General features: G+C 48.9%; 21 protein-coding genes. 6 read left to right on the plus strand and 15 right to left on the minus strand.

Annotated elements, in window-relative coordinates; translation table 11 throughout:
- Positions 1 to 70 precede the first annotated feature (70 nt).
- Positions 71 to 403 carry a metalloregulator ArsR/SmtB family transcription factor gene (locus QMA39_RS18145; protein WP_206936202.1) on the minus strand — a complete coding sequence of 111 codons (333 nt, stop codon included), beginning with the start codon at positions 401 to 403 and terminating at the stop codon, positions 71 to 73.
- A gap of 144 nt (positions 404 to 547) precedes the next feature.
- Between QMA39_RS18145 and QMA39_RS18150 the strand changes: the two genes are divergently transcribed.
- Positions 548 to 1,210: a type 1 glutamine amidotransferase domain-containing protein gene (locus tag QMA39_RS18150; RefSeq protein WP_281659496.1), complete on the plus strand. Its 663-nt coding sequence runs from the start codon at positions 548 to 550 to the stop codon at positions 1,208 to 1,210.
- Between the two features lie 109 nt (positions 1,211 to 1,319).
- Here QMA39_RS18150 and QMA39_RS18155 read toward each other — a convergent pair whose 3' ends face one another.
- Positions 1,320 to 1,547: a hypothetical protein gene (locus QMA39_RS18155; RefSeq protein ID WP_281659497.1), complete on the minus strand. Its 228-nt coding sequence runs from the start codon at positions 1,545 to 1,547 to the stop codon at positions 1,320 to 1,322.
- Positions 1,548 to 1,694: 147 nt separating this feature from the next.
- On the opposite strand from QMA39_RS18155, the gene QMA39_RS18160 reads away from it, so the two are divergent.
- On the plus strand, positions 1,695 to 2,120 hold the full coding sequence (locus QMA39_RS18160) for a VOC family protein (RefSeq protein WP_027953297.1): 426 nt from the start codon (positions 1,695 to 1,697) through the stop codon (positions 2,118 to 2,120).
- A 272-nt stretch (positions 2,121 to 2,392) separates the two neighbouring features.
- On the opposite strand, the gene QMA39_RS18165 is transcribed toward QMA39_RS18160, so the two are convergent.
- The 5 genes from QMA39_RS18165 to QMA39_RS18185 form a co-directional block, all read right to left on the minus strand.
- Positions 2,393 to 3,517: an FAD-binding oxidoreductase gene (locus tag QMA39_RS18165; protein ID WP_027953298.1), complete on the minus strand. Its 1,125-nt coding sequence runs from the start codon at positions 3,515 to 3,517 to the stop codon at positions 2,393 to 2,395.
- 509 nt (positions 3,518 to 4,026) lie between these two features.
- Entirely contained in the window at positions 4,027 to 4,248 is a 222-nt protein-coding gene (locus tag QMA39_RS18170; protein ID WP_281659498.1) for a hypothetical protein, read from the minus strand.
- 87 nt (positions 4,249 to 4,335) lie between these two features.
- Positions 4,336 to 4,719, minus strand: a complete 384-nt coding sequence (locus tag QMA39_RS18175) for a carbonic anhydrase (RefSeq protein WP_027953300.1) — start codon at positions 4,717 to 4,719, stop codon at positions 4,336 to 4,338.
- Between the two features lie 80 nt (positions 4,720 to 4,799).
- Positions 4,800 to 6,512, minus strand: a complete 1,713-nt coding sequence (locus QMA39_RS18180) for a DNA-binding protein (protein ID WP_281659499.1) — start codon at positions 6,510 to 6,512, stop codon at positions 4,800 to 4,802.
- A gap of 124 nt (positions 6,513 to 6,636) precedes the next feature.
- Entirely contained in the window at positions 6,637 to 7,584 is a 948-nt protein-coding gene (locus QMA39_RS18185; RefSeq protein WP_027953302.1) for an MBL fold metallo-hydrolase, read from the minus strand.
- Positions 7,585 to 7,717: 133 nt separating this feature from the next.
- Between QMA39_RS18185 and QMA39_RS18190 the strand changes: the two genes are divergently transcribed.
- The gene (locus QMA39_RS18190; protein WP_206936212.1) at positions 7,718 to 8,065 is read left to right on the plus strand and encodes a hypothetical protein; all 348 of its coding nucleotides are present in this window, start codon (positions 7,718 to 7,720) and stop codon (positions 8,063 to 8,065) included.
- Between the two features lie 73 nt (positions 8,066 to 8,138).
- Here the strand turns inward: QMA39_RS18190 and cydC are convergent, their stop codons facing one another.
- The 4 genes from cydC to QMA39_RS18210 form a co-directional block, all read right to left on the minus strand.
- A complete protein-coding gene (gene cydC / locus QMA39_RS18195; protein WP_281659500.1) occupies positions 8,139 to 9,845 on the minus strand; it encodes a thiol reductant ABC exporter subunit CydC in 1,707 nt (568 codons plus the stop codon).
- The gene (cydD, locus tag QMA39_RS18200; protein ID WP_281659501.1) at positions 9,842 to 11,566 is read right to left on the minus strand and encodes a thiol reductant ABC exporter subunit CydD; all 1,725 of its coding nucleotides are present in this window, start codon (positions 11,564 to 11,566) and stop codon (positions 9,842 to 9,844) included. The genes cydC and cydD overlap by 4 nt, the downstream gene beginning before the upstream one ends.
- A 153-nt stretch (positions 11,567 to 11,719) precedes the next feature.
- Positions 11,720 to 12,241 carry a topology modulation protein gene (locus QMA39_RS18205; protein WP_027953306.1) on the minus strand — a complete coding sequence of 174 codons (522 nt, stop codon included), beginning with the start codon at positions 12,239 to 12,241 and terminating at the stop codon, positions 11,720 to 11,722.
- Entirely contained in the window at positions 12,241 to 12,684 is a 444-nt protein-coding gene (locus QMA39_RS18210) for an NUDIX hydrolase (protein ID WP_281659502.1), read from the minus strand. The genes QMA39_RS18205 and QMA39_RS18210 overlap by 1 nt, the downstream gene beginning before the upstream one ends.
- Positions 12,685 to 12,787: 103 nt before the next feature.
- Here QMA39_RS18210 and QMA39_RS18215 point away from each other — a divergent pair, with 103 nt between their 5' ends.
- The gene (locus QMA39_RS18215; protein WP_281659503.1) at positions 12,788 to 14,023 is read left to right on the plus strand and encodes an MFS transporter; all 1,236 of its coding nucleotides are present in this window, start codon (positions 12,788 to 12,790) and stop codon (positions 14,021 to 14,023) included.
- On the opposite strand, the gene QMA39_RS18220 is transcribed toward QMA39_RS18215, so the two are convergent.
- From QMA39_RS18220 to QMA39_RS18230, 3 genes are all read right to left on the minus strand, one after another.
- A complete protein-coding gene (locus QMA39_RS18220) occupies positions 13,961 to 14,758 on the minus strand; it encodes an AraC family transcriptional regulator (RefSeq protein WP_281659504.1) in 798 nt (265 codons plus the stop codon). The genes QMA39_RS18215 and QMA39_RS18220 overlap by 63 nt on opposite strands.
- A 121-nt stretch (positions 14,759 to 14,879) precedes the next feature.
- Complete coding sequence (trxB, locus tag QMA39_RS18225; RefSeq protein WP_281659505.1) at positions 14,880 to 15,833, minus strand: thioredoxin-disulfide reductase; 954 nt, start codon at positions 15,831 to 15,833, stop codon at positions 14,880 to 14,882.
- A gap of 145 nt (positions 15,834 to 15,978) precedes the next feature.
- Complete coding sequence (locus tag QMA39_RS18230; RefSeq protein WP_027953310.1) at positions 15,979 to 16,305, minus strand: four-helix bundle copper-binding protein; 327 nt, start codon at positions 16,303 to 16,305, stop codon at positions 15,979 to 15,981.
- Between the two features lie 136 nt (positions 16,306 to 16,441).
- Here QMA39_RS18230 and QMA39_RS18235 point away from each other — a divergent pair, with 136 nt between their 5' ends.
- Both QMA39_RS18235 and QMA39_RS18240 read left to right on the plus strand, forming a co-directional pair.
- Complete coding sequence (locus tag QMA39_RS18235) at positions 16,442 to 16,729, plus strand: phospholipase (RefSeq protein ID WP_281659506.1); 288 nt, start codon at positions 16,442 to 16,444, stop codon at positions 16,727 to 16,729.
- A gap of 165 nt (positions 16,730 to 16,894) precedes the next feature.
- Positions 16,895 to 18,043 carry an FtsW/RodA/SpoVE family cell cycle protein gene (locus tag QMA39_RS18240; protein ID WP_027953312.1) on the plus strand — a complete coding sequence of 383 codons (1,149 nt, stop codon included), beginning with the start codon at positions 16,895 to 16,897 and terminating at the stop codon, positions 18,041 to 18,043.
- A gap of 42 nt (positions 18,044 to 18,085) precedes the next feature.
- Here QMA39_RS18240 and glmS read toward each other — a convergent pair whose 3' ends face one another.
- Positions 18,086 to 19,888, minus strand: coding sequence for a glutamine--fructose-6-phosphate transaminase (isomerizing) (glmS, locus tag QMA39_RS18245; protein WP_027953313.1), 1,803 nt, complete (start codon positions 19,886 to 19,888; stop codon positions 18,086 to 18,088).
- Positions 19,889 to 19,974 lie beyond the last annotated feature (86 nt).

Here is a 19,974-nt window from a genome sequence, read left to right on the forward strand (position 1 = left end):
TTCTGCTGTAAGGGAGGGAAACTGAATCGTTTGCAGGAGAAACCTTCCATTTTCATACAATTTTGTATTTTCAATTATGTCTGGCGTGGTTAATCGTCTGCTGCAGGAGGTCAATGACATGGTCATCATCGTTGGAATAAAAAATCGTCGTTCCCGCTCTTCTGTACTTGACCAGCCTTAAATTTTTCAAAAAACGGAGCTGATGAGACACGGTGGACTGTCTTAAGTTCAGATGATCGGCAATTTCGTTGACGGACATCTCCTTCTCGCACAACAAATGCAGGATACGGATTCTCGTTGGATCGGCCAATGCTTTGAACGTCTGGGAAACAACGAATAACGTCTCCTCATCCAGGGGGCCCTGGTCCTCTCCTTTTATCGTTTGTTCCTTTTCGTCAGCCATCCTGTTTCCTCCTTTATCATAGTGAAGAGAAATGTAAATTCATCGTATGTCCCTCTCCTCCTTTTGTCAATGGAGGGAGACGTTTACTCCACCCCCATGCCGGGAATTTCTACTATAGAACCGATAAAGGAGGAACAATCGTTTATGTCTAAAAACATCCTAATGGTCGTCACGAACCACGATACGATTACGGAAGAACAGTCCACAGGTCTTTGGCTGTCTGAATTCGGAGAAGCCTATAATGAATTCAATAAGCATGGCTACCACATCACAGTCGCCAGTCCAAATGGCGGCGGGATTCCGATCGATCCGAACAGTGTCAGCGACGACGAACCACAGGAAATCCTGGATACCAAACCTCACTTAGAAAATACGAAGCCGCTGGTCGACGTGGAGGCGGACGATTACGATGCCATCTTCCTTCCAGGCGGACACGGAACGATGTTTGATTTTCCAGATAACGAAAAACTGCAGAAACTGCTTCGAGGATTTTATGAAGATGGAAAAGTCGTATCTGCGGTCTGCCACGGCCCTGCAGGCCTTGTCGGCGCGACGTTGTCCAACGGCGACCCGCTCGTAAAAGGGAAACGTGTCAGTGCTTTTACAGACGCAGAAGAAGCAGAAACAGGCCTTGATAAGCATATGCCGTTCCTATTGGAGAGCCGCCTGAGCGAACTTGGTGCACACGTCCGTAATGGGGCCAACTGGGCAGAGCATGTAGAAGTAGACGGCCGCTTGATTACCGGACAGAACCCTCAATCCACAGAAGCCGCAGCCAAAGAAGTCGTAAAACAGTTAAACCAGTAAGAAAAAGTGGGACCCTGATTCAGGGTCCCATTTCAGCTGTCCAAAAAGGCTCATGGAGACAAGAAAAAAGCTTGTAGATAAACACCGAGTTTTTCTACAAGCTTTTTTCTTATTGGTCCTCCCCCGGTGGATGAAACAAGTAATGGTACAGCCGGCGGGAGAGAACCCCGAAAGTGATAAGCCAGAACACGAGGAGCGCTGCCGCTCCCACCCCTTTCAGGAATGTCCATCCTGTAAGAAAGGCGAAAAGGAGTCCCGCTGTCAGCATGGCTGTAGAAAAGATAAACAGCAGGATGGAAAGCAGAACTTTCATACTGTGACTAATCCAGGCAGGCATGAACTTTCACCTCCTGCTCTACAGTATGTATATTTTCCGAATCAGCTTGTACGTTTTAGTGGACAACGGATAAAAAGGGCAGATGCCTGTCGCACATCCGCAGCTGTGCTACAATTAACGCACGCAGATTGTAAAGGAGAATCCATGTTGGAAAAAAGACTCGACCATATCGGCGTTGCCGTACGCCTTATTGAAGAAAGCATTACATTTTACACAGAGGTTTTAGGCGGAACCTTGATCGACCGCTATCGAAATGAAGCCGAAGGCGTGGAAAGTGAAATTGCTGTGATGGATGTGCACGGCAGCCGCACTGAACTGCTGATGCCGACGAATAACACCACCTCGCCGATCGCCCGCTTCATTAAGCAGAAAGGCAAAGGCGTCCACCACGTAGCCTACGAAGTGGAGAACCTGGATGATGCCATTGAAGAGGTTCATGCTCAAGGGATACGCACCCTGGAGTGGTCCCGGAGAACAAACAAACATGGAAGACGGCTCATTTATTTGAATCCTGCCGACACAGACGGCACCATCATTGAATACTGCGACTATCCGGACAAGCAGGAAGGATAAAAAAGACAGGGAACCTCATAGTTCCCTGTCTTTTTTTCAGCTTGTATAGAAAGTTCGTTTTTGTCCAGTGCCTCCAGAGCTGTCTACAGCGTTTGTTCACATACATGACCGCACACACAAACGACACTATACTGTTCTATTGAGTATACGAAACTGTGCTCAACGTTCTCTTTTATCATAGCGCCCAACTGTAGCCGGTGTCGGCATGAGAAGCGTTCTGTGATGTCCATCAACTCGACATACGGACAACTTTAACTGAATAACACGGTCTTTTACTCTTCTTCCAGAGCTTCTGCCACGCTGTATTCTTCTGCATCCAATTCTGTATCCCGTCCAAGGGCCATCCGGGCAAGCTCAGCGCCAAGGTAAGGACCCGAGGTAAGACCGGAAGCCCCAAGACCGTTGGCCGTCAGCACGCCGTTCCATCCAGGAATCCGGCCAAACACCGGCAGGGAACCCGGTGTAAACGGCCGGAACCCGACACGGCTTTCCACAAAAGTACTGTCTTGAAGACCAGGAGCCACCTCAAGGGCCTTATCTAAAATATAGTGAAGGCCTCCGGCTGTCTGACGCTGATCGAATCCGGCATCTGTTTCGTGCGTCGCGCCAACGACCATGCGCCCGCCACCGAAAGACAGCATATATTGGTTGTTCGGCGGCATAACCACCGGCCAGTCCGCAGTTTCCGTTCCTTCTACATCCAAATGGACAATCTGTGCCTTCTGAGGACGGGAAAGGAACTGGATCCCGAGCGGCTGGAACAACGGCTTCGCCCAGGCGCCTGCGGTAACGATCACTTCATCTGCTTCCAGCTTCCGTCCGTCCACTTCCACGCCTGTCACTGTATCCCCTTCAAAAGTGAGTGAGGCATCGCCATGCATCATGACGGCTCCACGCTTTTTTGAAGCTCGGATTAAAGCGTCACGGAGCGCGCGGCCGTTGACACGGGCCGCACCACTGACATGAACCGCTTCATAGCTTTCCTCTGATAACAAAGGGAAATAAGTGCGTGTTTCTTCCGGGGAAAGTCGTGTGATTTCACCGATTTCCGGAGCATCCTCCCTCCGTTTTTCCGCTCGTTCAATGGTCTTCTCCAGTTTTTCCGGGTTATTGTGCAGGCTGACCGCTCCCACTTTTTTATAACCGGTCTCGTGCTCGCCATCCGCTTCCAGCTGCTGGATCAACTCAGGATAATACCTTGCGCCGCCTTTGACGAGACGATACCACCGTTGATTCCGGCGCTGTGCGAGCCACGGACAGACAATGCCTGCGGCGGCTTCTGTGGCCTGGCCCTCATCCTTCCGGTCCACGATAGTGACGTCCGCCCCTTCTTTGACCAGATGGTAAGCGGTCGAGGCTCCTAAAATACCTGCTCCTACGATGATATATCTCTTCATAACGAACTCCTTTTTACGCTCATTTTCTGCATCTATTGTATAGGACAATGCGCCGGGACTCAAATCTCTCCACAGAAAAAGGCGTCTCCTTGTGAGACACCTTTTTCTGTGGAGAAACCTTTTTTCTAGTGACTCCAAAGGAGTGGTCATCCATACTTGGTCATGGATAGAATTTTTCCCACGCAGGCGGCCGTAACGCAGCCTGTACTGTCCTTTTGAAACGGCAAAGCAGCTATGCTCAATGTTCGCTTTTATCATAGGATAAAGCTGTCTTCCCACAGGTATCGGCACGTGGAGCGTTCGGTGGTGACGCCTGCGGGAACAGCGCGAGCCGAAGATCCACTTGGTCAAATGGTTTTCTTGACCAAGTTAGCTGAGGCCGTGCCCGCGGCAGGCATCCACCGATAAGCGGAACGTGCCCTCTCAACATGACATAGGGACAATTCTCACTGGAAAACACGGACTTTTCTACAGCCTGAGGCGCCTCCTTGTGAGACGCCTTTTCCCAGTCATTCCGCTGTGTGTGTACATAAGTAGCGATCGCATTGCTCCAAGGTACTTACACAGTCATGGATGCCGATGCTTTCAATCTCAAAGAGTGAAAAAGCATTCAGCGTGACGGTGTAGGAAGCGATGGTGACGGTTGGACAACCCTCTGTCAATTTCCTTAATTCCAGAAAAATCGGATCGTGCGCCCTGTCAACGAAGTCAAATCCATTCGCCTGCTCCATTTCCCCACTCCTTACCGTATCAAATGCATAAACGCCGGCGGGTCACCCGTTATACGGTATACATTCGATGCGCGGGAGGAAAATCCTCTATTCTACGACGACTTCCACTTCCCATTGATCATTCACATACAGACCGATGACTTCTACACCAAAGTCCCAGGACTTCACAAGGTCGACGGACTGCTTGATCTGTCCTTCCTTCACTTCACGATCCACTGGGTTTCCGGCACAGTTATGGTGGCCGACAACAGCGACGACATTGGATCCATGATTATCGGTGGAGATGTTGATTTTTGTTTTCACAGCATCCAGCTGCTCTTCTGATCCTTCCAAAAGGAACTTCGTCGGGCCGGCTTCTGTAATCATATCGATGTAGGCTGTATCGTATTTTTTCTGCATCCAGTAAATAACCGGAAGCTGTACTCTTCCATCCATACAGTTGATGGCGGTGGCAAACGTTTTTTCAGACATAAAAATTCCTCCTCATTTTTTCTATGTTTTCTATCTTATCATAAAGAAAAAACAGCAGGGGGCAAACCCCTGCTGCCTTCTTAATTGCTGATGCCTTCAATCTGCATTGTTTCCACCGTACCGGTTCCATTTTCCCGGATACGCGCTTCAAGATCCACCTGATCTCCTTCTTTCAGGAAGATCGATAACGGAGCCTTACTGGTCGTAACGGTATAAATGGTCGTATCCCCTTCAAGGAGGAACTGCACGGACTGTCTGGATTCAGTGGAGGTTACGAGTACACGTTTGATGACGCCGCTCTTCTCCGTGAGGTCGACTTCCTGACTGCCTTCCACATTGCTTGGGTCCTGGGCAATCTGGAGACGGTAGGCGTTCAGCGTCTGCTTAGCCGTATCCCCGAAGACAGCAAAATCAGAATCTGCAGCCTTAATGTAGGCGTACTGCTTAAAGAGCCCGTTCGGATCCAGAACGTTCACAATCCACGTCGGGTGCCCATCGACGTTATAAAGCACCGGCATCGTTCCGGTCCAGTTTTTCTCCGGGTACTGCTTGTTAACGATCTGCACCGCACCTTTACTGTCCATGATCCCCTGGTTCTGCTGGCCGTTGTAATACGTCAGTTCACCAGTACGGGCATCAATCAATGTATAGCCAAGGGCTGAGTCGATATTTTCTTTCGGTGAAGCCATATCTGTAAAGTAGTACATGGCCCCGTCCTCATCGAATATCGGGGTCACACTGCTCTCTGTTCCGGATTCATTCGGGATTTTCACATCTTTTTTACCAAAAATGGAGTTCAACCATCCGTTGATGTACTTACCGAAGTACTCATTCTCTGTAGCAGCCAGTTCAGAGCTGACCGATCCTTCAACAAATTCCGGCGCTTCTGAAGCCGGATAGGTTTCCACATCGCCGGTCACCGGGTCTACAACCGCCACTTTGATTTCCTGCATGTCCGGCCGGTTGGAAAAGAACAACGGTTTGTAGATTGTCTGTACGTACCACGGCTTCCCTTCATCATCCACTTCAATCTGAGCTTCCCCGCTTTGAATGTGGTCCGGGTGAGCACTGTATACGACACGCTGGACGTTATGGTTGAAGTAACTCGAGTTGGTATACTTCATTTTGCTTTGGACGAACTCAGGCTGGGCGTTAATGTTCGTCGCTGCGATCGTGAAATATCCTTCCGTCTCATTTCCACGCACATAACGCCAAAAGCTTGAGAATTCCACAGGAGCAACATAAACGATATCACCGTCCACCTGCTGGGCCTGAAGTTTTCCAAGGTCATAGAACTGCGTGTTCGGGACGACACTCATTGCTTTCTGCACTTTGTTACGAGCCGATTCAGGCGCAACAGAAATCGGCGTATTATCCTCATTCAACGGGCGGGCCTCCGCCTCTTCCGATTTGGCGATCGAATCATGGCTGTCCTGCAGGGCAAAAATGCTGTAGACGAATACACCTACAATTAAAACAGCGGTCACAAGAACAATGACGCCCGATAACGAGCGGTGCATCGTCTGATACTGTACAGGCACCTTGCCCCCGCCATAAACAAGCGGCACGAACAGGATGGCGACAATACTGTTCAAAATCAGCATATTCGGGATCGTGATGGTCGGCATGAACGCATAGGCAATCGCGAACATGAGGATAAAGCCGAAAATAAATACGCCGGCGGCTGTCCTCATAATCTTCTTTCTTCTCATACGGTTTTTCCAATAGACGATGAACGTCAGGATGAAAAATAAAATAAAGGATAATAGAGCTGTAATCAGCATTCCTATCATAAAAGTCAGAACTCCTTTCTATGTCTACAGCTTATTTACGTATCCGTCCTTCTTTGGTTTCAAAAAGTTTTCCGAAGGACGGACATAGAAAGCTCCCTGGATCTACCAAACGAAGATCAAGAGGTCAGACATTTTGTTTTTGGAGATAATCTGCAAGCCCCATGGCACACACTTCAAAATCGAGCTGAAGCAGCTGGTATACCGGGTGATCATCGGGAACGCCATTTCGGTTGAGGTAGGCGGACACACGCAGATGAAGCCGCTTTTGTATCCCCTCCGTCCCTTCTCCCTGTTCCAGAGCGTCCTTCGCTTCACTTACGAAAACAGGAATCCATTTCTTCACTTGATCAAACGCTTGTTCAGGATGGTCCGATGCCCCGTAATGACCGAAATACAAGCGTTCGGGATGAAGGCTCTCCATCTTTTCCATCGAGGAAATCATCACGTCCGGATCAAATTGATTGGGAGAGGTTGTAGGAAGGAAGAATGGTTCCATCCGGTCCTCCACCTGATGATAGCGTATCCCTGCGGTATCACCGGTGAATACCCCTCTGCTTCGTGAATCGTAGACGGCGAGATGGTGGCTGGCATGACCAGGGCTGTCATAGAACGTCAATGTCCGGTTATCTGACAGCTTCAAGGTCTCCCCCTCTTCCTTTACAACCAGCCTTTCTTCCGGAACAGGAAGGACAGGGTCGAACAGCTGATCAAACACGTCCCCGTACACCATACGTGCTCCCTTCACCAGTCTGGAGGGGTCGACAAGGTGGCGTTTCCCTTTCTTATGGACAATCACCTCAGCGTTGGGGCATTCCTTCAAAAGCAGCCCCACCCCGCCGGCATGGTCCAGATGAATATGAGTCAAAATGATCGACGCCACGTCCTCGGGGCGGATCCCCAGATCTGATAGTCCAGCCAGCACATATGGAATGGATGGGCTCGGTCCGGTTTCAATCAACGTCGGAGACTCCTCTTTGAATACATATGTACCTGTACGTCCCTCAAAACCTAAATCATAACCGTCAATCAGATACAGATCCTCCCCTAATGCTGTGGGTGCTTTCTTTTCCAATCGGCTCACCTCTCCCTTAGATTTATCTTCAGTTTACTAGAAGTTCCCATAAAATGATAACGTTTTCTTATGTAGAGAAAGAGTCACAAAAATGGGCTGGGTGAATATCATGGGTGGTGAGGAGTTGGTTTCAATGACTGAAGAACGTCATCCACAAACCCCTTCCAAACCGGGGTACAGCGATTGTAAAAAGATGAAGCACTTTCACGTGATGGTCGAGATGGAGGATGGCCGGTCCTTTGATGGGATCCTCGTAGACGTTTCCGGAGACAGCTTCACTATCCTGATCAGCGAAGACGTCGTGGTCGATGAGCAAGGGCAGGTGATGGATGAACGCCAGTATGGATATGGACGCAGAAGGGCCCGCCGGTTCCGAAGAGGCATTTATCCGATTGCCGGTCTCGCCACGTTAGCTCTGTTCCCGTACGCTTTCCGTCCGTATCCCTATTACTACCCTTATCCATATCCATACTATTACTAAGGGAATCACGCTTATGTCTTATCTCAAACGAACTTAAAACAGCCGCCACAATTGTGTGGCGGCCTTTTTTCATTCAAGCAAGAATCGTCTGCTCAATCTGTTTCATTTCATAAAATAAACCTCGGCGGCTCATTAAGTCCTCATAGGATCCGGATTCCTGAATTTCCCCTTCTTCCATAACGATGATCTGGTCCATCTTTTCCAATCCGTTCAGTCGGTGGCTTATCAGAATGACGGTATCATCTTGAGCCTGCCGGAATAAGCGGTCGTAAATGCTTCTCTCCGTCAACGTGTCCACCGAAGAGGTCGGTTCATCGAGCAGCCACAGCCGCTTCCCTTTCAAAAAGACACGAGCAGCCGCCAGACGCTGTTTTTCCCCTCCTGATAAATTCTCTCCTTTTTCAAGGACTTGTTTATCGAGGGAAAAGGACAACCCTGTAGAAGCAAGAGCCGCTTGCTGCTGCTCCTCCGTAGCACCTTCATTTGCCATACTTAAATTGTCACGGATGGTACCGAAGAAAAAGTGGTTTTCCTGCAGCATCACATTGGTGTGGGCCCAGAGACTCTCTTCATCAAGGGTCCGGATATCCTCTCCACCGACTTTCACGACGCCCGCATCTGCCGCATGGAATTTCAACAGCAGCTGGAAGATCGTCGACTTCCCTGAGCCGCTTGCTCCTACGATGGCTGTTTTACTGCCGGCAGGAATGGAAAAGGAAACATCCGTCAACGCCTGGCGCGGTTCTTCAGGAAACCGCCAGCTGACGTTCTCCATCCTGATAGACGGTGCATGGGAAGCATCCATTTCCTTTGTCCCATTCTCTGTTTTTTCTTCATCCACCAGGGAAAATAACCGGGCAGATGCCCTCCGGCTGTCCTCCAAATGCGCAGGCAGAACAGCCATAGGTGCCGCATTTTCAAAAACAGTCAGGGAAATCATGACAAGCATCGCAAGGAACAACCCGTTCAAATCCCCGGAAGAAACGAGAAACGCTCCGAGGCCCAGGACGACCCATGAAACCATCAGCGTCACAAACGTGTTCCAGGAGTGGCTGGCAAGCATCTCACGGCTGTCCTTCTCCTGCTGTTGGAGGTAAAGGTGCGAAGCCTGCTGCAGCATCTCCTGTTTTTCAGAAAGCTGTTGATGAATTTTCAAGTCTCTGAATCCATAGATGAATTCAGTGGCCTCTGTAGAAAGCTGTCCTCTGGACTCGCGGACAAACCGGCTCGATTTCCTCTGCTTCACACTGTACCAGGCCGGGATCACCAGTCCCGTTACAACGAGTCCGAGCAGCAGAACCACGGCCACAGGAAGCGAAAAGATGGACGTGAACACAATTGTCCCTAAGAAAATGATGACGAGCACGACGGGTGGATAATACACTCGTAAAAAGAAGTTCTGCAGACTTTCCACGTCTCCGACAATCCGTGCAAGCAGGTCTCCGCTCCGATACTTTTGAAACAGCCTCGGGGCGATCGGTTCCAGACGCTTATAAAACGTAACCCGCAGATGGCTCAGGATCGAAAAGGTCGCTCTATGGGAAAAGTACCGCTCGGCGTACCGGCCAAGCGCCCTGGCAAACCCAAACAGCTTTAAAAAAGCAATCAGGACAGTCAGCGCATATAAAGGAGGTAGCAGTGCCGCTTTGGATATCAAGTACCCGCTGGAAGCAAACAAGCCTACAGCAGAGAGACCAGCGAGAAAACCAAAGAGAATCGACAGGAGAATATCTTTTTTCTCAAGCGTAACGAGACGAATGACTTCTTTGAGATCCTTCATGCCTCCTCTCCTCCTTTCTGTATTGTGACCATCTGTCGATATAGAGGCAGCTCGGCTTTTAATTGTTCATGGGTGCCTGTACCCACAGCACGTCCCTCATCGAGTACAAGAATCTGATCGGCCGCCTGAATCGTATGGAGGCGGTGGGCGACCGTAATCATAGTCGCCGCTTCCGACAGCTCTTGAATGGAGCGCTGAAGGACAGTCTCTGTTTTCACATCCAGCCCTGTCGTCGGCTCATCAAACAAAATAACGGAAGGCTTTTTCAAAAAGGCACGGGCCAGCGCAATCCGCTGCTTCTCCCCGCCGGATAAACCTCTTCCGCCCTCACCGATTGATGTATCCAATCCATCCTCCAACGTCTCAAGGAGCTGGTAAAGGCCTGCCTTCTCCGCCGCACGGGCCGTTTCTTCTCTGGAGGCGCCGGGAACTCCGATCGCCATATTCTCTGCAATGGTACCTGAAAAAAGATACGGGTGCTGGGAGATGTAACTGACACCGTTGAACCAGTCCGTTTCTTTATACGAATAGAGCGGACGTCCGTTCACGTCCACATCACCAGATGAAGGAGCAAGCAGTCCCGAAAAAATGTTGAGCAGGGTTGTCTTGCCTGATCCACTCTTTCCGACCACCGCCAGATGACTCCCTGCTGGAATGTCCACCGATACTGGATCAAGAGCGAATCCTTCCTCATACTGAAACTGAACAGCACGGAGAGACAAGGCCGGTGGCTGTTCATACGTAAGCTCCTGATCTCCCCATACCAACGAATGGTCCTCTTCGTTCAGCGTCTCCTCCAGCTGCTTGGAGGCCCCGGAAGCTCCACGTCCCGTATGGAACGCACTGCCGAACTCCTTCAGTGTTAAGTAAAATTCCGGTGCAAGAATTAAAATGAAAAAAGCGGTGAAAAAAGAAACACTTTCATACACAACAAGCCGGATGGCAATCTCAAGAGCAATCAGACCAATACTGAGCATGGAGATGAATTCAAGCATGAGGGAGGACACAAAAGCCACCTTCAGCACTTCCATCGTAGCCGTTTTAAATCCGAGACTGCTCGATTCAATTTCCTCCTGCTGGCGATGGCTGCGGTTGAACAGCTTCAACGTAACAAGTCCTTGGAGGGTATCCAGAAACTGTCCGGAAAAAGCCGAAAGCTTCTCCATCTGATCTTCCGATTTCTTCTTCGTCATCACACCGATGATCGCCATGAACATCGGTATAAACGGAGCTGTGATTACCATGATCAGCCCGGAATAAAGGTGGGCGGAAAACACAACGGCCAAAATCATCACAGGGATAATGAGGGTCTGGATCATTTGTGGAATATAGCGGCTGAAATAGCCGTCCAGTTCATCCACGGAATCCATGAGTACACTCACCTTTTGTCCGGACCGCCCGGTCACCGATGTGGAAATCGACTGCCTGGACATTTTTTCAATCAGACGATGCCGGTAATGCTCTTTGGCTCTCGAAGCAAGACGTATGCCGGTTTTTCCATTGAGCCATGTGAAGAGAGTACGTCCAGCCAACACGAGAAACAGCCCGGCAAACAAAGGCAGAACATCCTGGAGGCTTTGCTGACCAAGAAAAATCCGATCCACAATCGCAACGAAATAATAGGATTGACCGATAACACTGGCTCCGATGAGAAGAGACGTAAGGATTAACAGCGTCATCCCTTTTCGATCAGCAAAAGCAAAGCGGCTGAGATGCTTCATAATCTATAGAAAACTCCTTACACGTATTTTTTGTGAAGTTTTTCACATTACCTTTATTATAAAGGAAAGACACCCTTTTTTCTAAAGAGAAGCCTGAGGATTCTATGACAATTCTTTAACATCGTCCCCTTTTCTGCCACCAGTCATACAAGCTCAACGGCTCACATCGTCCAGAAAAGCATGGATCTCCCGCTTATTTTTCAATTGGATAACCTCTCTTGAAGGATTCTCCAATTGAAATTTCAAAAGCCGCTCCTGCATTTCCTTTTTACGCCTGCGGTATGTGGTCACAACGAATGATAGAAAACCATAGTCCAGACGCTCCTCACATCCTGCCCCGAGATCAGGTCGTGAACGTCCGCGGAACTGCCACCAGCGTCTGAGGACACGATAGAGGCAGACACGTAGAGGCAGCTCCACATAGACGATCGTATCAGCCCGCGCTGCCCTGATGTTATAGGTGGGCCGGTAGTTCCCTTCGATAATCCATTCGTCTCCGGCTGTGACCGCCTTTTGACGGGCGGCAAAAACGTCAGGATCCGCTTCCTTCCACCCCGGCTCCCAGTGAAGAGCATCCAGATGATAAACGGGGAGATCAAGACGTTTTCCCATTTCCCGGGCCAGCGTGGACTTGCCCACGCCGGACGATACACCAAGAATCATGACCCTCTTCACTATGGAACCTCCTTCAAGATCAACCGTGCTCGTTCATCCAGGTGTTCCGGCAGCTCACACAGCGGATAGTAAGCAAGTTCCAATGTTTCATGATCCGGGATGCTTTCTGTCCCCTTTGTCTTACCAGCCAGGAAGACTGTAATGATGTTGTACACCTCATCACCGTTCGGGTATTGAAAGTAATAGTCTTCACCGGAAAACGTTCCAATCTGGGTCAAGGAAGATACGGCAAGGCCGGTTTCTTTCTTCCATTCCCGTGCGGCGGTCTCCTCCAGCGTCTCTCCCGGCTCAAGAGCTCCGCCGGGAAGTCCCCATTCTTCTGTATCTGAACGAAGTTGAAGCAGCACCCTGCCCCGCTCACCTTGTACGATGATGGTGGATCCGGCTGTAATCAGTGGACGGGAACCGATTTTTTTACGAATGTCACGAACATATTCGCCCATCACAAGTACCTCCTCCGTCATTATGAATCTTGCTTGAGATCCCACCAATATTTCAGACGATTCTTTCCATTCTCTCCCTTACGATAAAAGGGGAGGTGAACCTATGTATAAAACTCTGTGGAACAACCCTGATATTCGTTTCTATATGACAGCAGGAGCGGTTTCAAAGCTTGGGGATTCCTTATCCGCCATGGCCTTCTTATTTCTGGCATACGATTTAACCGGATCAGCTCTTCATACAACAGGCATTGCTTTAGCTGAAACCATCCCTTATTTACTTTTTGGACTGATCGGAGGAGGAGTGGCGGACGCCCTTCCCAAAAAACGACTACTTGTAACACTGGACCTTCTTCGTGTACCTCTTATGCTTACCGTAGTCGCTCTGGAGATGATGAACATGCTTTCCTTTTCTGTGCTCTTTGCATCCAGTTTTTTGATTCAATCCGCCGGATGTTTTTTCAACCCTGCCCACCGCTCCGTCCTGCCTATGGTAACGACAGAGGCGGAGCGCTCCGCGGCCAACAGCCTTTATGACACACTGACTCGTGGCATTACTATTGCCACACCGGTAGCTGCTGCAGCCCTTATCCAAACCGCAGGCGTCATTCATTTTTTTACACTGGATGCTTGCACCTACCTTTTGAGTGCATTCGTTTTATCCAAACTTCACTTAAAGGAATCCAACAAGCGTCTCCCTTCCCCTAAGTTCATCTTTTCCTCTATCTATGAATTTTTAACTTGGATGGTTGGAAAAGTCCGCGTGAGGCATCTGTTTGTTCTCACGTTTTATACGGTCTTCCTGAATACATGGGTGTGGGAGGTTGGTATACTGCTGGCTCTTGAAGAGCTGACCAGCGAAAGTGAGAAGCTTTACAGCATGATTAAAGGCGTTTTTGGAGCTGTCGTGATCATCACGAATTTATGTATTCCCTTTTTCATCAGGTCTTTTTCATTGAAACATTATATTACAGGAGCCTGCTTGTGGGGACTCGGTCTCTTTTATCTCGGTGTGTTTTACAGCCCCGGTCATTTTTTTATCGGAACGATTCTCATTGGAATAGGGCTGCCAACCGCAAGTCTAGCCCGCGTCTACTTAATACAAAAGCTTGTCCCGGAAGAGAAGATGGGGCGCGCCTTCAGTACAAATGCTGTACTGCTATACGGCTCAAATACATTGTCCCTGCTCTTATATGGGCTGCTGACATCCATACTTTCCACTCCCTCATTAATGATGGTCAGCGGGGCTCTCATGCTGATTCCTTTTTTCACAATCGTCCTATGGATGTTGATAGGATCGACGAAGTTGAGTCGGCGTTTTCCCGTACATTTTTTTAAATAAGGCATGGTAGGAGGACACACTGGAAAAGCCATGCTTCAAGGCGAGGGTGAGGATGCTCTCTGTTGTATAAAGAAGGTCAGGCTGGCTGCGGATTAATCGGTACAGCTGAAGCCATGAATAGGGAGCAAGGCCGGTTTCTCTTTTAAACCAGTGAGCCAGCTGATATTTGTTCACCTGTGCAGCCACTGCCATGTCATCAAGCGTCCATGCTGTGGTGTATCCCTCCTTAAGGACAGCCATCAATTGCCGAATAGGATCCGAATAACGGCTGACGGGCAGATCAACCTGGTGAGATCCAGCACCGTATTCCACCATGAGCACGGCCAGTTGTGTAAGTGCATGATCCAGCAGCAGGTCAGAGCTCTGATCCTGATGATCTGTGAGATATCCTCTGACAAATGACAACCACTGGAGAAACAGCGGGTGCTTATAAGAAACTTCTGCGAACTCCACTGGTGCATGGATCGAGAGTTCTGCAGCCGCTTCTTGAATAAAGAATGGGTGCAGTTCAACAAGAAATTTCTCCTGAAATGCATGCAGCTGTTTATGTGGTGCAGTTGGATTCATTAGAAGAAATGCTCCTTCTTCTATGGACATGTCTCCAAACTTCGTCTGATACCTTCCTTTACCCGCAGGCGAAAAGATCAGCTTGTAAGAAAAGTCTTCTCTCCATGATCTTTCCCCAAGCTGATCGAAACGCTGCAGAAATAATCCGTTCGTCTGCTGCCAAATCAAGCTTCCCTCTCCTTTCTTTCGTTACACGTTCAGTGATTGTATTCTACCTACTAATTCCAAAATATTCAAATACATGCATCTGGAAATAAAAAGAGACCGCCCCTTCCAGGGCAGTCTTTTATTAAGAAAGGTTCTGGCTCCAATCGACAGCCGCTTCGCCTTCCAGGAAGCGTTCAGAATCCATTGCAGCCATACATCCTGTCCCGGCTGCTGTAATGGCTTGACGGTACTTTTGATCCTGGACGTCCCCGCAGGCGAAGACGCCGGGGATATTCGTATTGGTCGTCCCTGGTTCAACAAGGAGATAACCCTTCTCATCCATATCCAGCTTTCCTTTTAGAAAATCTGTGTTTGGATTGTGACCGATGGCAACGAAAATCCCATCTGTATCGATAACTTCCTCTTTACCGGTTTCATTATCCTTCACTTTGATGCCCGAAATTTTCATCCCGTCTGAGACCATCTCCACCGGCGTTTTATTTAAAGCCCATGTCACCTTATCATTTTCCTGTGCCCGCGACTGCATGATTTTAGAAGCACGCAGTTCATTTCTCCGATGGATGACCTGTACCTCACTCGCAAACTTGGTCAGGAAGGTGGCTTCTTCCATCGCCGAATCGCCGCCGCCGATGATCACAACTTTTTTCCCACGGAAAAAGAACCCATCACAGGTTGCACAAGTGCTCACTCCTTTTCCGATATTCTCTTTCTCGCCGGGAATACCGAGAAGTTTGGCGGAAGCCCCCGTGGAGATAATCAGACTTTTCGTCTGTATTTCGCCGATGCCATCCACCTGAAGGGTAAATGGCCGCTGATCCACCTGGACATCTGTTACCCAGCCCCGTTTAAAAACAGCGCCGAACCGTTCCGCCTGCTTTTTCATATTATCCATAAGTTCAGGCCCCATGATGCCATCCGGGAAACCGGGGAAGTTCTCCACCTCCGTGGTCAGGGTCAACTGACCTCCAGGTTCAGGTCCCTCGATCACCAAGGGTTCCATGTCTGCGCGTGCAAGATAGACGGCGGCTGTCAAACCAGCCGGTCCTGTTCCTAAGATGACAGATTTGTAGGTCATAGAAGTGCCTCCTTTAAAATGACTCGTATTAGTGTTATATCCCATTCTCCTCAATGTCATGCCTCTGCCTGAGGATCCTGGAACGGTTTTTGAGGCAGAGTCACTCCCTCGTTCTCATAAAAAAACTCCACCGTAAAGTGGAGTTTTATGCAATCTGCCTGCAGGCTTCCGCGCATTCAAAGCACGCTTTGGCGCATTCACGGCAGTGCTCATGATCATGCTTCTGACATTCCTCCCCGCATGCTTCACATATCGTTGCGCAAACACCAGCAAGTTCAGCAGTAAATGGGGAGTTTCTTGCTATCGCCTGTTCTAAGTATCCGCAGATGTCTGCACATTCACGATCCAGACGGATGCAGGAGGTCATCATCTGTACATCTTCCTCTTGAAGGCAGGCATCAAAGCAGTGGCTGCAGGCTTCCATACATTGATGAAGCTTTTGAATCAAGTTCTCATATTTTTCATGTGCCATGGAATCTCCTCCTTACAATTTTATACAAAACTATATCTCTTTTCTTCCCTTTTTAAACATAGGTAAACAGGTGACCACTCCAAACCGGCGCTTTGAGCATACACTATCATCAGATCATGGATATGGAGGTGATTCTATGCCTGGACGAAGAAGACCTGCACGCCGCCCTGGATTTTGTGTGTTTCCCGGTTACAAATACTGCGGTCCTGGATGCAGCGGACCGGGAGAGCCGGTCAATGCCGTCGATGCTGCCTGTAAAGCTCATGATGAGTGCTACCGCTATACAAAGAATTACTGTTATTGTGATGATGCTTTCATTCGTCGTTTAGGACAGCTCCAGAACCCACGGACCCGTGAAGGACGTCACGCCCGTACGATGTATAACTATATGAAATTCCAACGCCTGTTCACCTGTTCGTTTTAAGAAAGACAAAGAAAGATGTCTTTCTTTTTTTATGGCTTGATCCTAAGGAAATTATTATGAAATATAGGCTGCCGTCACTTTTCAAAACCCAATTCTGTGCTTATAATAGTCATCAGCACGCTTATTCTGCATGCGTCGCCAACACGAGAGGATGTAGGACTAATCATGAAATTCGAAGAAAGGTTTGACTGGCAGCTGTTCTTTATTATCTGCTGTTTTATTGCGATCAGCTCCGTCGCCTTGTTCAGCGCTCAGCAAAGTACGCAGTACAATGAGAATTTCGTACTCAAACAGCTGGTCTGGTACGGGGTCGGCGGAGTCGTTATTGGGTTTATGATGATCGTGGATCCCGAAGATTTTAAAAAGATCAGCTGGTACTTATATGGTTTCGGTCTTGTTTTACTTATTGCCTTGATCCTGGCACCATCATCCATCGCTCCTGTCATTAAAGGACAGAAAAGCTGGTTCACCCTGCCAGGTTTGTCTCTGCAGCCTGCAGAGCTTGTTAAAATTTTTACGATACTCGTTCTCGGAAGAATTGCCGTTAATCATAACAGCAAAAGCGTCTCGACGCTGAAGTCAGACTTTCTGCTCCTTCTTAAGCTGGGAGCCGCTGCAGGCGTCCCATTCCTTTTAGTCATGCAGCAGCCTGACTTAGGGACAGGCCTCGTCTTTCTAGCCATACTTGCAGGTTTTATCCTGGTTTCCGGAATCCAATGGAAAATCATCCTGCCGATATTCGCTGTGATTTCAGCACTTGGGACAAGCCTGATCTGGCTGGCGATCCAAGCTCCACAAATTCTGGATAAATACCTCGGGGTAAAGGAATATCAGCTGGGACGGATCTATTCCTGGTTCCAGCCGACCAAATATGAAGATTCCTCAGGCTATCAGCTCGTCAAAGCCATGCGGGCGATAGGATCGGGGCAGCTGTATGGAAAAGGCTTCGGGGAAAGGGAAGTGTATCTGCCTGAAGCTCAAACGGACTTTATTTTCAGTATCATCGCTGAAGAATATGGATTTCTCGGCTCGTGTGTCGTCATTATCCTGTTTTTCTTCCTGATCTACCGCTTTACGACGATCGCATTTAAAGCGAACAGTCATTACAGCTCCTATGTCATGGTGGGGATCATCAGTATGATCGCCTTCCACGTCTTCCAAAACATCGGTATGTCTGTGCAGCTTCTTCCTATTACAGGGATTCCACTGCCATTCATCAGTTACGGGGGGAGTGCCCTCTTAGGAAACCTGATGGCTCTCGGCATCGCTTTCTCGATATCGTACCATCATAAAACCTATATGTTCGGAGAATAAAAAAAGCTTCAGAGGATCAATTCCTCTGAAGCTTTTTTAGTCTTATTCGACGGTTACACTTTTCGCAAGGTTACGTGGTTTGTCTACGTCACAGTCACGGTGAAGCGCTGCGTAATAGGAAATCAACTGAAGCGGTACAACAGATACAAGCGGTGTCAGGATCTCATGAACGTGAGGAATGACAAATGCATCGCCTTCCTTATCCAGACCTTTCATGCTGATGATCATGCTGTTGGCTCCACGTGCTTCCACTTCCTGTACGTTTCCGCGGATGGAGTAGTTGACGTTTTCCTGTGTCGCAAGTGCTACAACCGGCGTGCCTTCTTCAATCAGAGCGATGGTTCCGTGCTTAAGCTCTCCACCAGCGAATCCTTCCGCCTGGATGTAGGAGATCTCCTTCAGCTTCAGTGATCCTTCAAGACCGACATAAAAGTCGATTCCACGACCGATGAAGAAGCAGTTGCGTGTCACCGGCAGATATTCACGGGCGAGGTCTTCCAGCTCTTCTTTTTGATCCGTCAAGGCTTCCATAGCATTCGCTACAATTCCAAGCTCCTGCATCGGGTCAAAATCAAGCTCGATTCCTTTAGCGCGGGCTGTATCCACAGCCAGAATCGCAAGTACAGCCATCTGGGCTGTATAAGCTTTTGTAGACGCTACTGCAATTTCAGGACCCGCATGCAGATGCAGTGTATAATCCGCCTCACGGGAGAGGGTGGATCCTGGAACATTGGTAATCGTCAGGGCCGGGTGGCCAAGTTCTTTCGTCTGAACAAGAACGGAACGGCTGTCTGCTGTTTCCCCACTTTGGGAGATGTATACAAACAACGGCTTCTCGGATAGAAGCGGCATGTTATAGGAAAATTCACTTGCCACGTGGACTTCAACTGGAATATTCGCCAGTTTTTCGATGAACTGTTTCCCAAGAAGACCGGCATGATAGCTTGTGCCCGCAGCAATAATGTAAATACGGTCGCATTCCTTCATCGCATTGCGGATGTCAGCATCCAATTTAATGTCGTCGTTCTCATCCTGGTACTCCTGAATGATTTTACGGATAACGAAAGGCTGCTCATCAATCTCCTTCAGCATGAAGTGAGGATAGGTACCTTTTTCGATATCTGTCGCGTCGATTTCAGCTGTGAACGGCTCACGAGTGACTACGTCACCTTCAGGAGAAAGAATTTCAACACCGTCACGGCGGACGATCACTGTTTCTTTATCCATCAGCTCAAGGAACTGATCCGTTACGTGAAGCGCCGCCATAGAGTCACTCGCTACAACGTTGAAATCATCACCAAGACCTACAAGAAGCGGGCTCTTATTTTTTGCTACATAAATCGTGTCTTTATTCTCACGATCAATGAGAGCAATCGCATAGGAACCTGTCAGAAGCTTCACGGCTTTACGGAAGGCAGCCGCTACATCGTTCATTTCATTGTGCAGGACTTCAATCAGCTGGACGATGATCTCTGTATCTGTTTCACTCTTCAGTTCAACGCCTGCCAGGTATTCGTCACGCACATCCACATAATTTTCGATAACACCGTTATGAACGAGCGTAAAACGGCCGGAAGTACTCTGGTGCGGGTGAGCGTTCTCTTCACTTGGAGCTCCGTGAGTGGCCCAGCGTGTATGACCGATACCGTGAGTGGATGCTACGTTTTCGTCTACAGCACCGCGCAGCGCTGCAATACGGCCTTTGACTTTCGTTACTTCCACGCCGTTTTCGTTCAAGGTAGCAATTCCGGCAGAGTCATATCCGCGGTACTCAAGCTTTTCCAATCCGTTCAGCAAAATTTCCTTTGTATCCTGTTGTCCAATATATCCTACAATTCCACACATTATTGTTGTCCTCCTTAAATTAACGAGAAGGGCAACGAATATAAGCTCGGGGCTTTTCGCTGCCCCTCTCCCTCAACTATCTATAT

It is taken from the genome of Halobacillus sp. Cin3, from assembly GCF_947311855.1.
Classification (GTDB): domain Bacteria; phylum Bacillota; class Bacilli; order Bacillales; family Halobacillaceae; genus Halobacillus; species Halobacillus kuroshimensis.

What these genes read in the sequence shown, in the direction of transcription:
- QMA39_RS18145 (WP_206936202.1), bottom strand. Translation starts at nt 403, where the DNA reads ATGGCTGACGAAAAGGAACAAACGATAAAAGGAGAGGACCAGGGCCCC.
- QMA39_RS18150 (WP_281659496.1), top strand. Translation starts at nt 548, where the DNA reads ATGTCTAAAAACATCCTAATGGTCGTCACGAACCACGATACGATTACG.
- QMA39_RS18155 (WP_281659497.1), bottom strand. Translation starts at nt 1,547, where the DNA reads ATGCCTGCCTGGATTAGTCACAGTATGAAAGTTCTGCTTTCCATCCTG.
- QMA39_RS18165 (WP_027953298.1), bottom strand. Translation starts at nt 3,517, where the DNA reads ATGAAGAGATATATCATCGTAGGAGCAGGTATTTTAGGAGCCTCGACC.
- QMA39_RS18170 (WP_281659498.1), bottom strand. Translation starts at nt 4,248, where the DNA reads ATGGAGCAGGCGAATGGATTTGACTTCGTTGACAGGGCGCACGATCCG.
- QMA39_RS18175 (WP_027953300.1), bottom strand. Translation starts at nt 4,719, where the DNA reads ATGTCTGAAAAAACGTTTGCCACCGCCATCAACTGTATGGATGGAAGA.
- QMA39_RS18180 (WP_281659499.1), bottom strand. Translation starts at nt 6,512, where the DNA reads ATGATAGGAATGCTGATTACAGCTCTATTATCCTTTATTTTATTTTTC.
- QMA39_RS18190 (WP_206936212.1), top strand. Translation starts at nt 7,718, where the DNA reads ATGACTGAAGAACGTCATCCACAAACCCCTTCCAAACCGGGGTACAGC.
- cydC (WP_281659500.1), bottom strand. Translation starts at nt 9,845, where the DNA reads ATGAAGGATCTCAAAGAAGTCATTCGTCTCGTTACGCTTGAGAAAAAA.
- cydD (WP_281659501.1), bottom strand. Translation starts at nt 11,566, where the DNA reads ATGAAGCATCTCAGCCGCTTTGCTTTTGCTGATCGAAAAGGGATGACG.
- QMA39_RS18210 (WP_281659502.1), bottom strand. Translation starts at nt 12,684, where the DNA reads ATGGGCGAATATGTTCGTGACATTCGTAAAAAAATCGGTTCCCGTCCA.
- QMA39_RS18215 (WP_281659503.1), top strand. Translation starts at nt 12,788, where the DNA reads ATGTATAAAACTCTGTGGAACAACCCTGATATTCGTTTCTATATGACA.
- trxB (WP_281659505.1), bottom strand. Translation starts at nt 15,833, where the DNA reads ATGACCTACAAATCTGTCATCTTAGGAACAGGACCGGCTGGTTTGACA.
- QMA39_RS18230 (WP_027953310.1), bottom strand. Translation starts at nt 16,305, where the DNA reads ATGGCACATGAAAAATATGAGAACTTGATTCAAAAGCTTCATCAATGT.
- QMA39_RS18235 (WP_281659506.1), top strand. Translation starts at nt 16,442, where the DNA reads ATGCCTGGACGAAGAAGACCTGCACGCCGCCCTGGATTTTGTGTGTTT.
- QMA39_RS18240 (WP_027953312.1), top strand. Translation starts at nt 16,895, where the DNA reads ATGAAATTCGAAGAAAGGTTTGACTGGCAGCTGTTCTTTATTATCTGC.
- glmS (WP_027953313.1), bottom strand. Translation starts at nt 19,888, where the DNA reads ATGTGTGGAATTGTAGGATATATTGGACAACAGGATACAAAGGAAATT.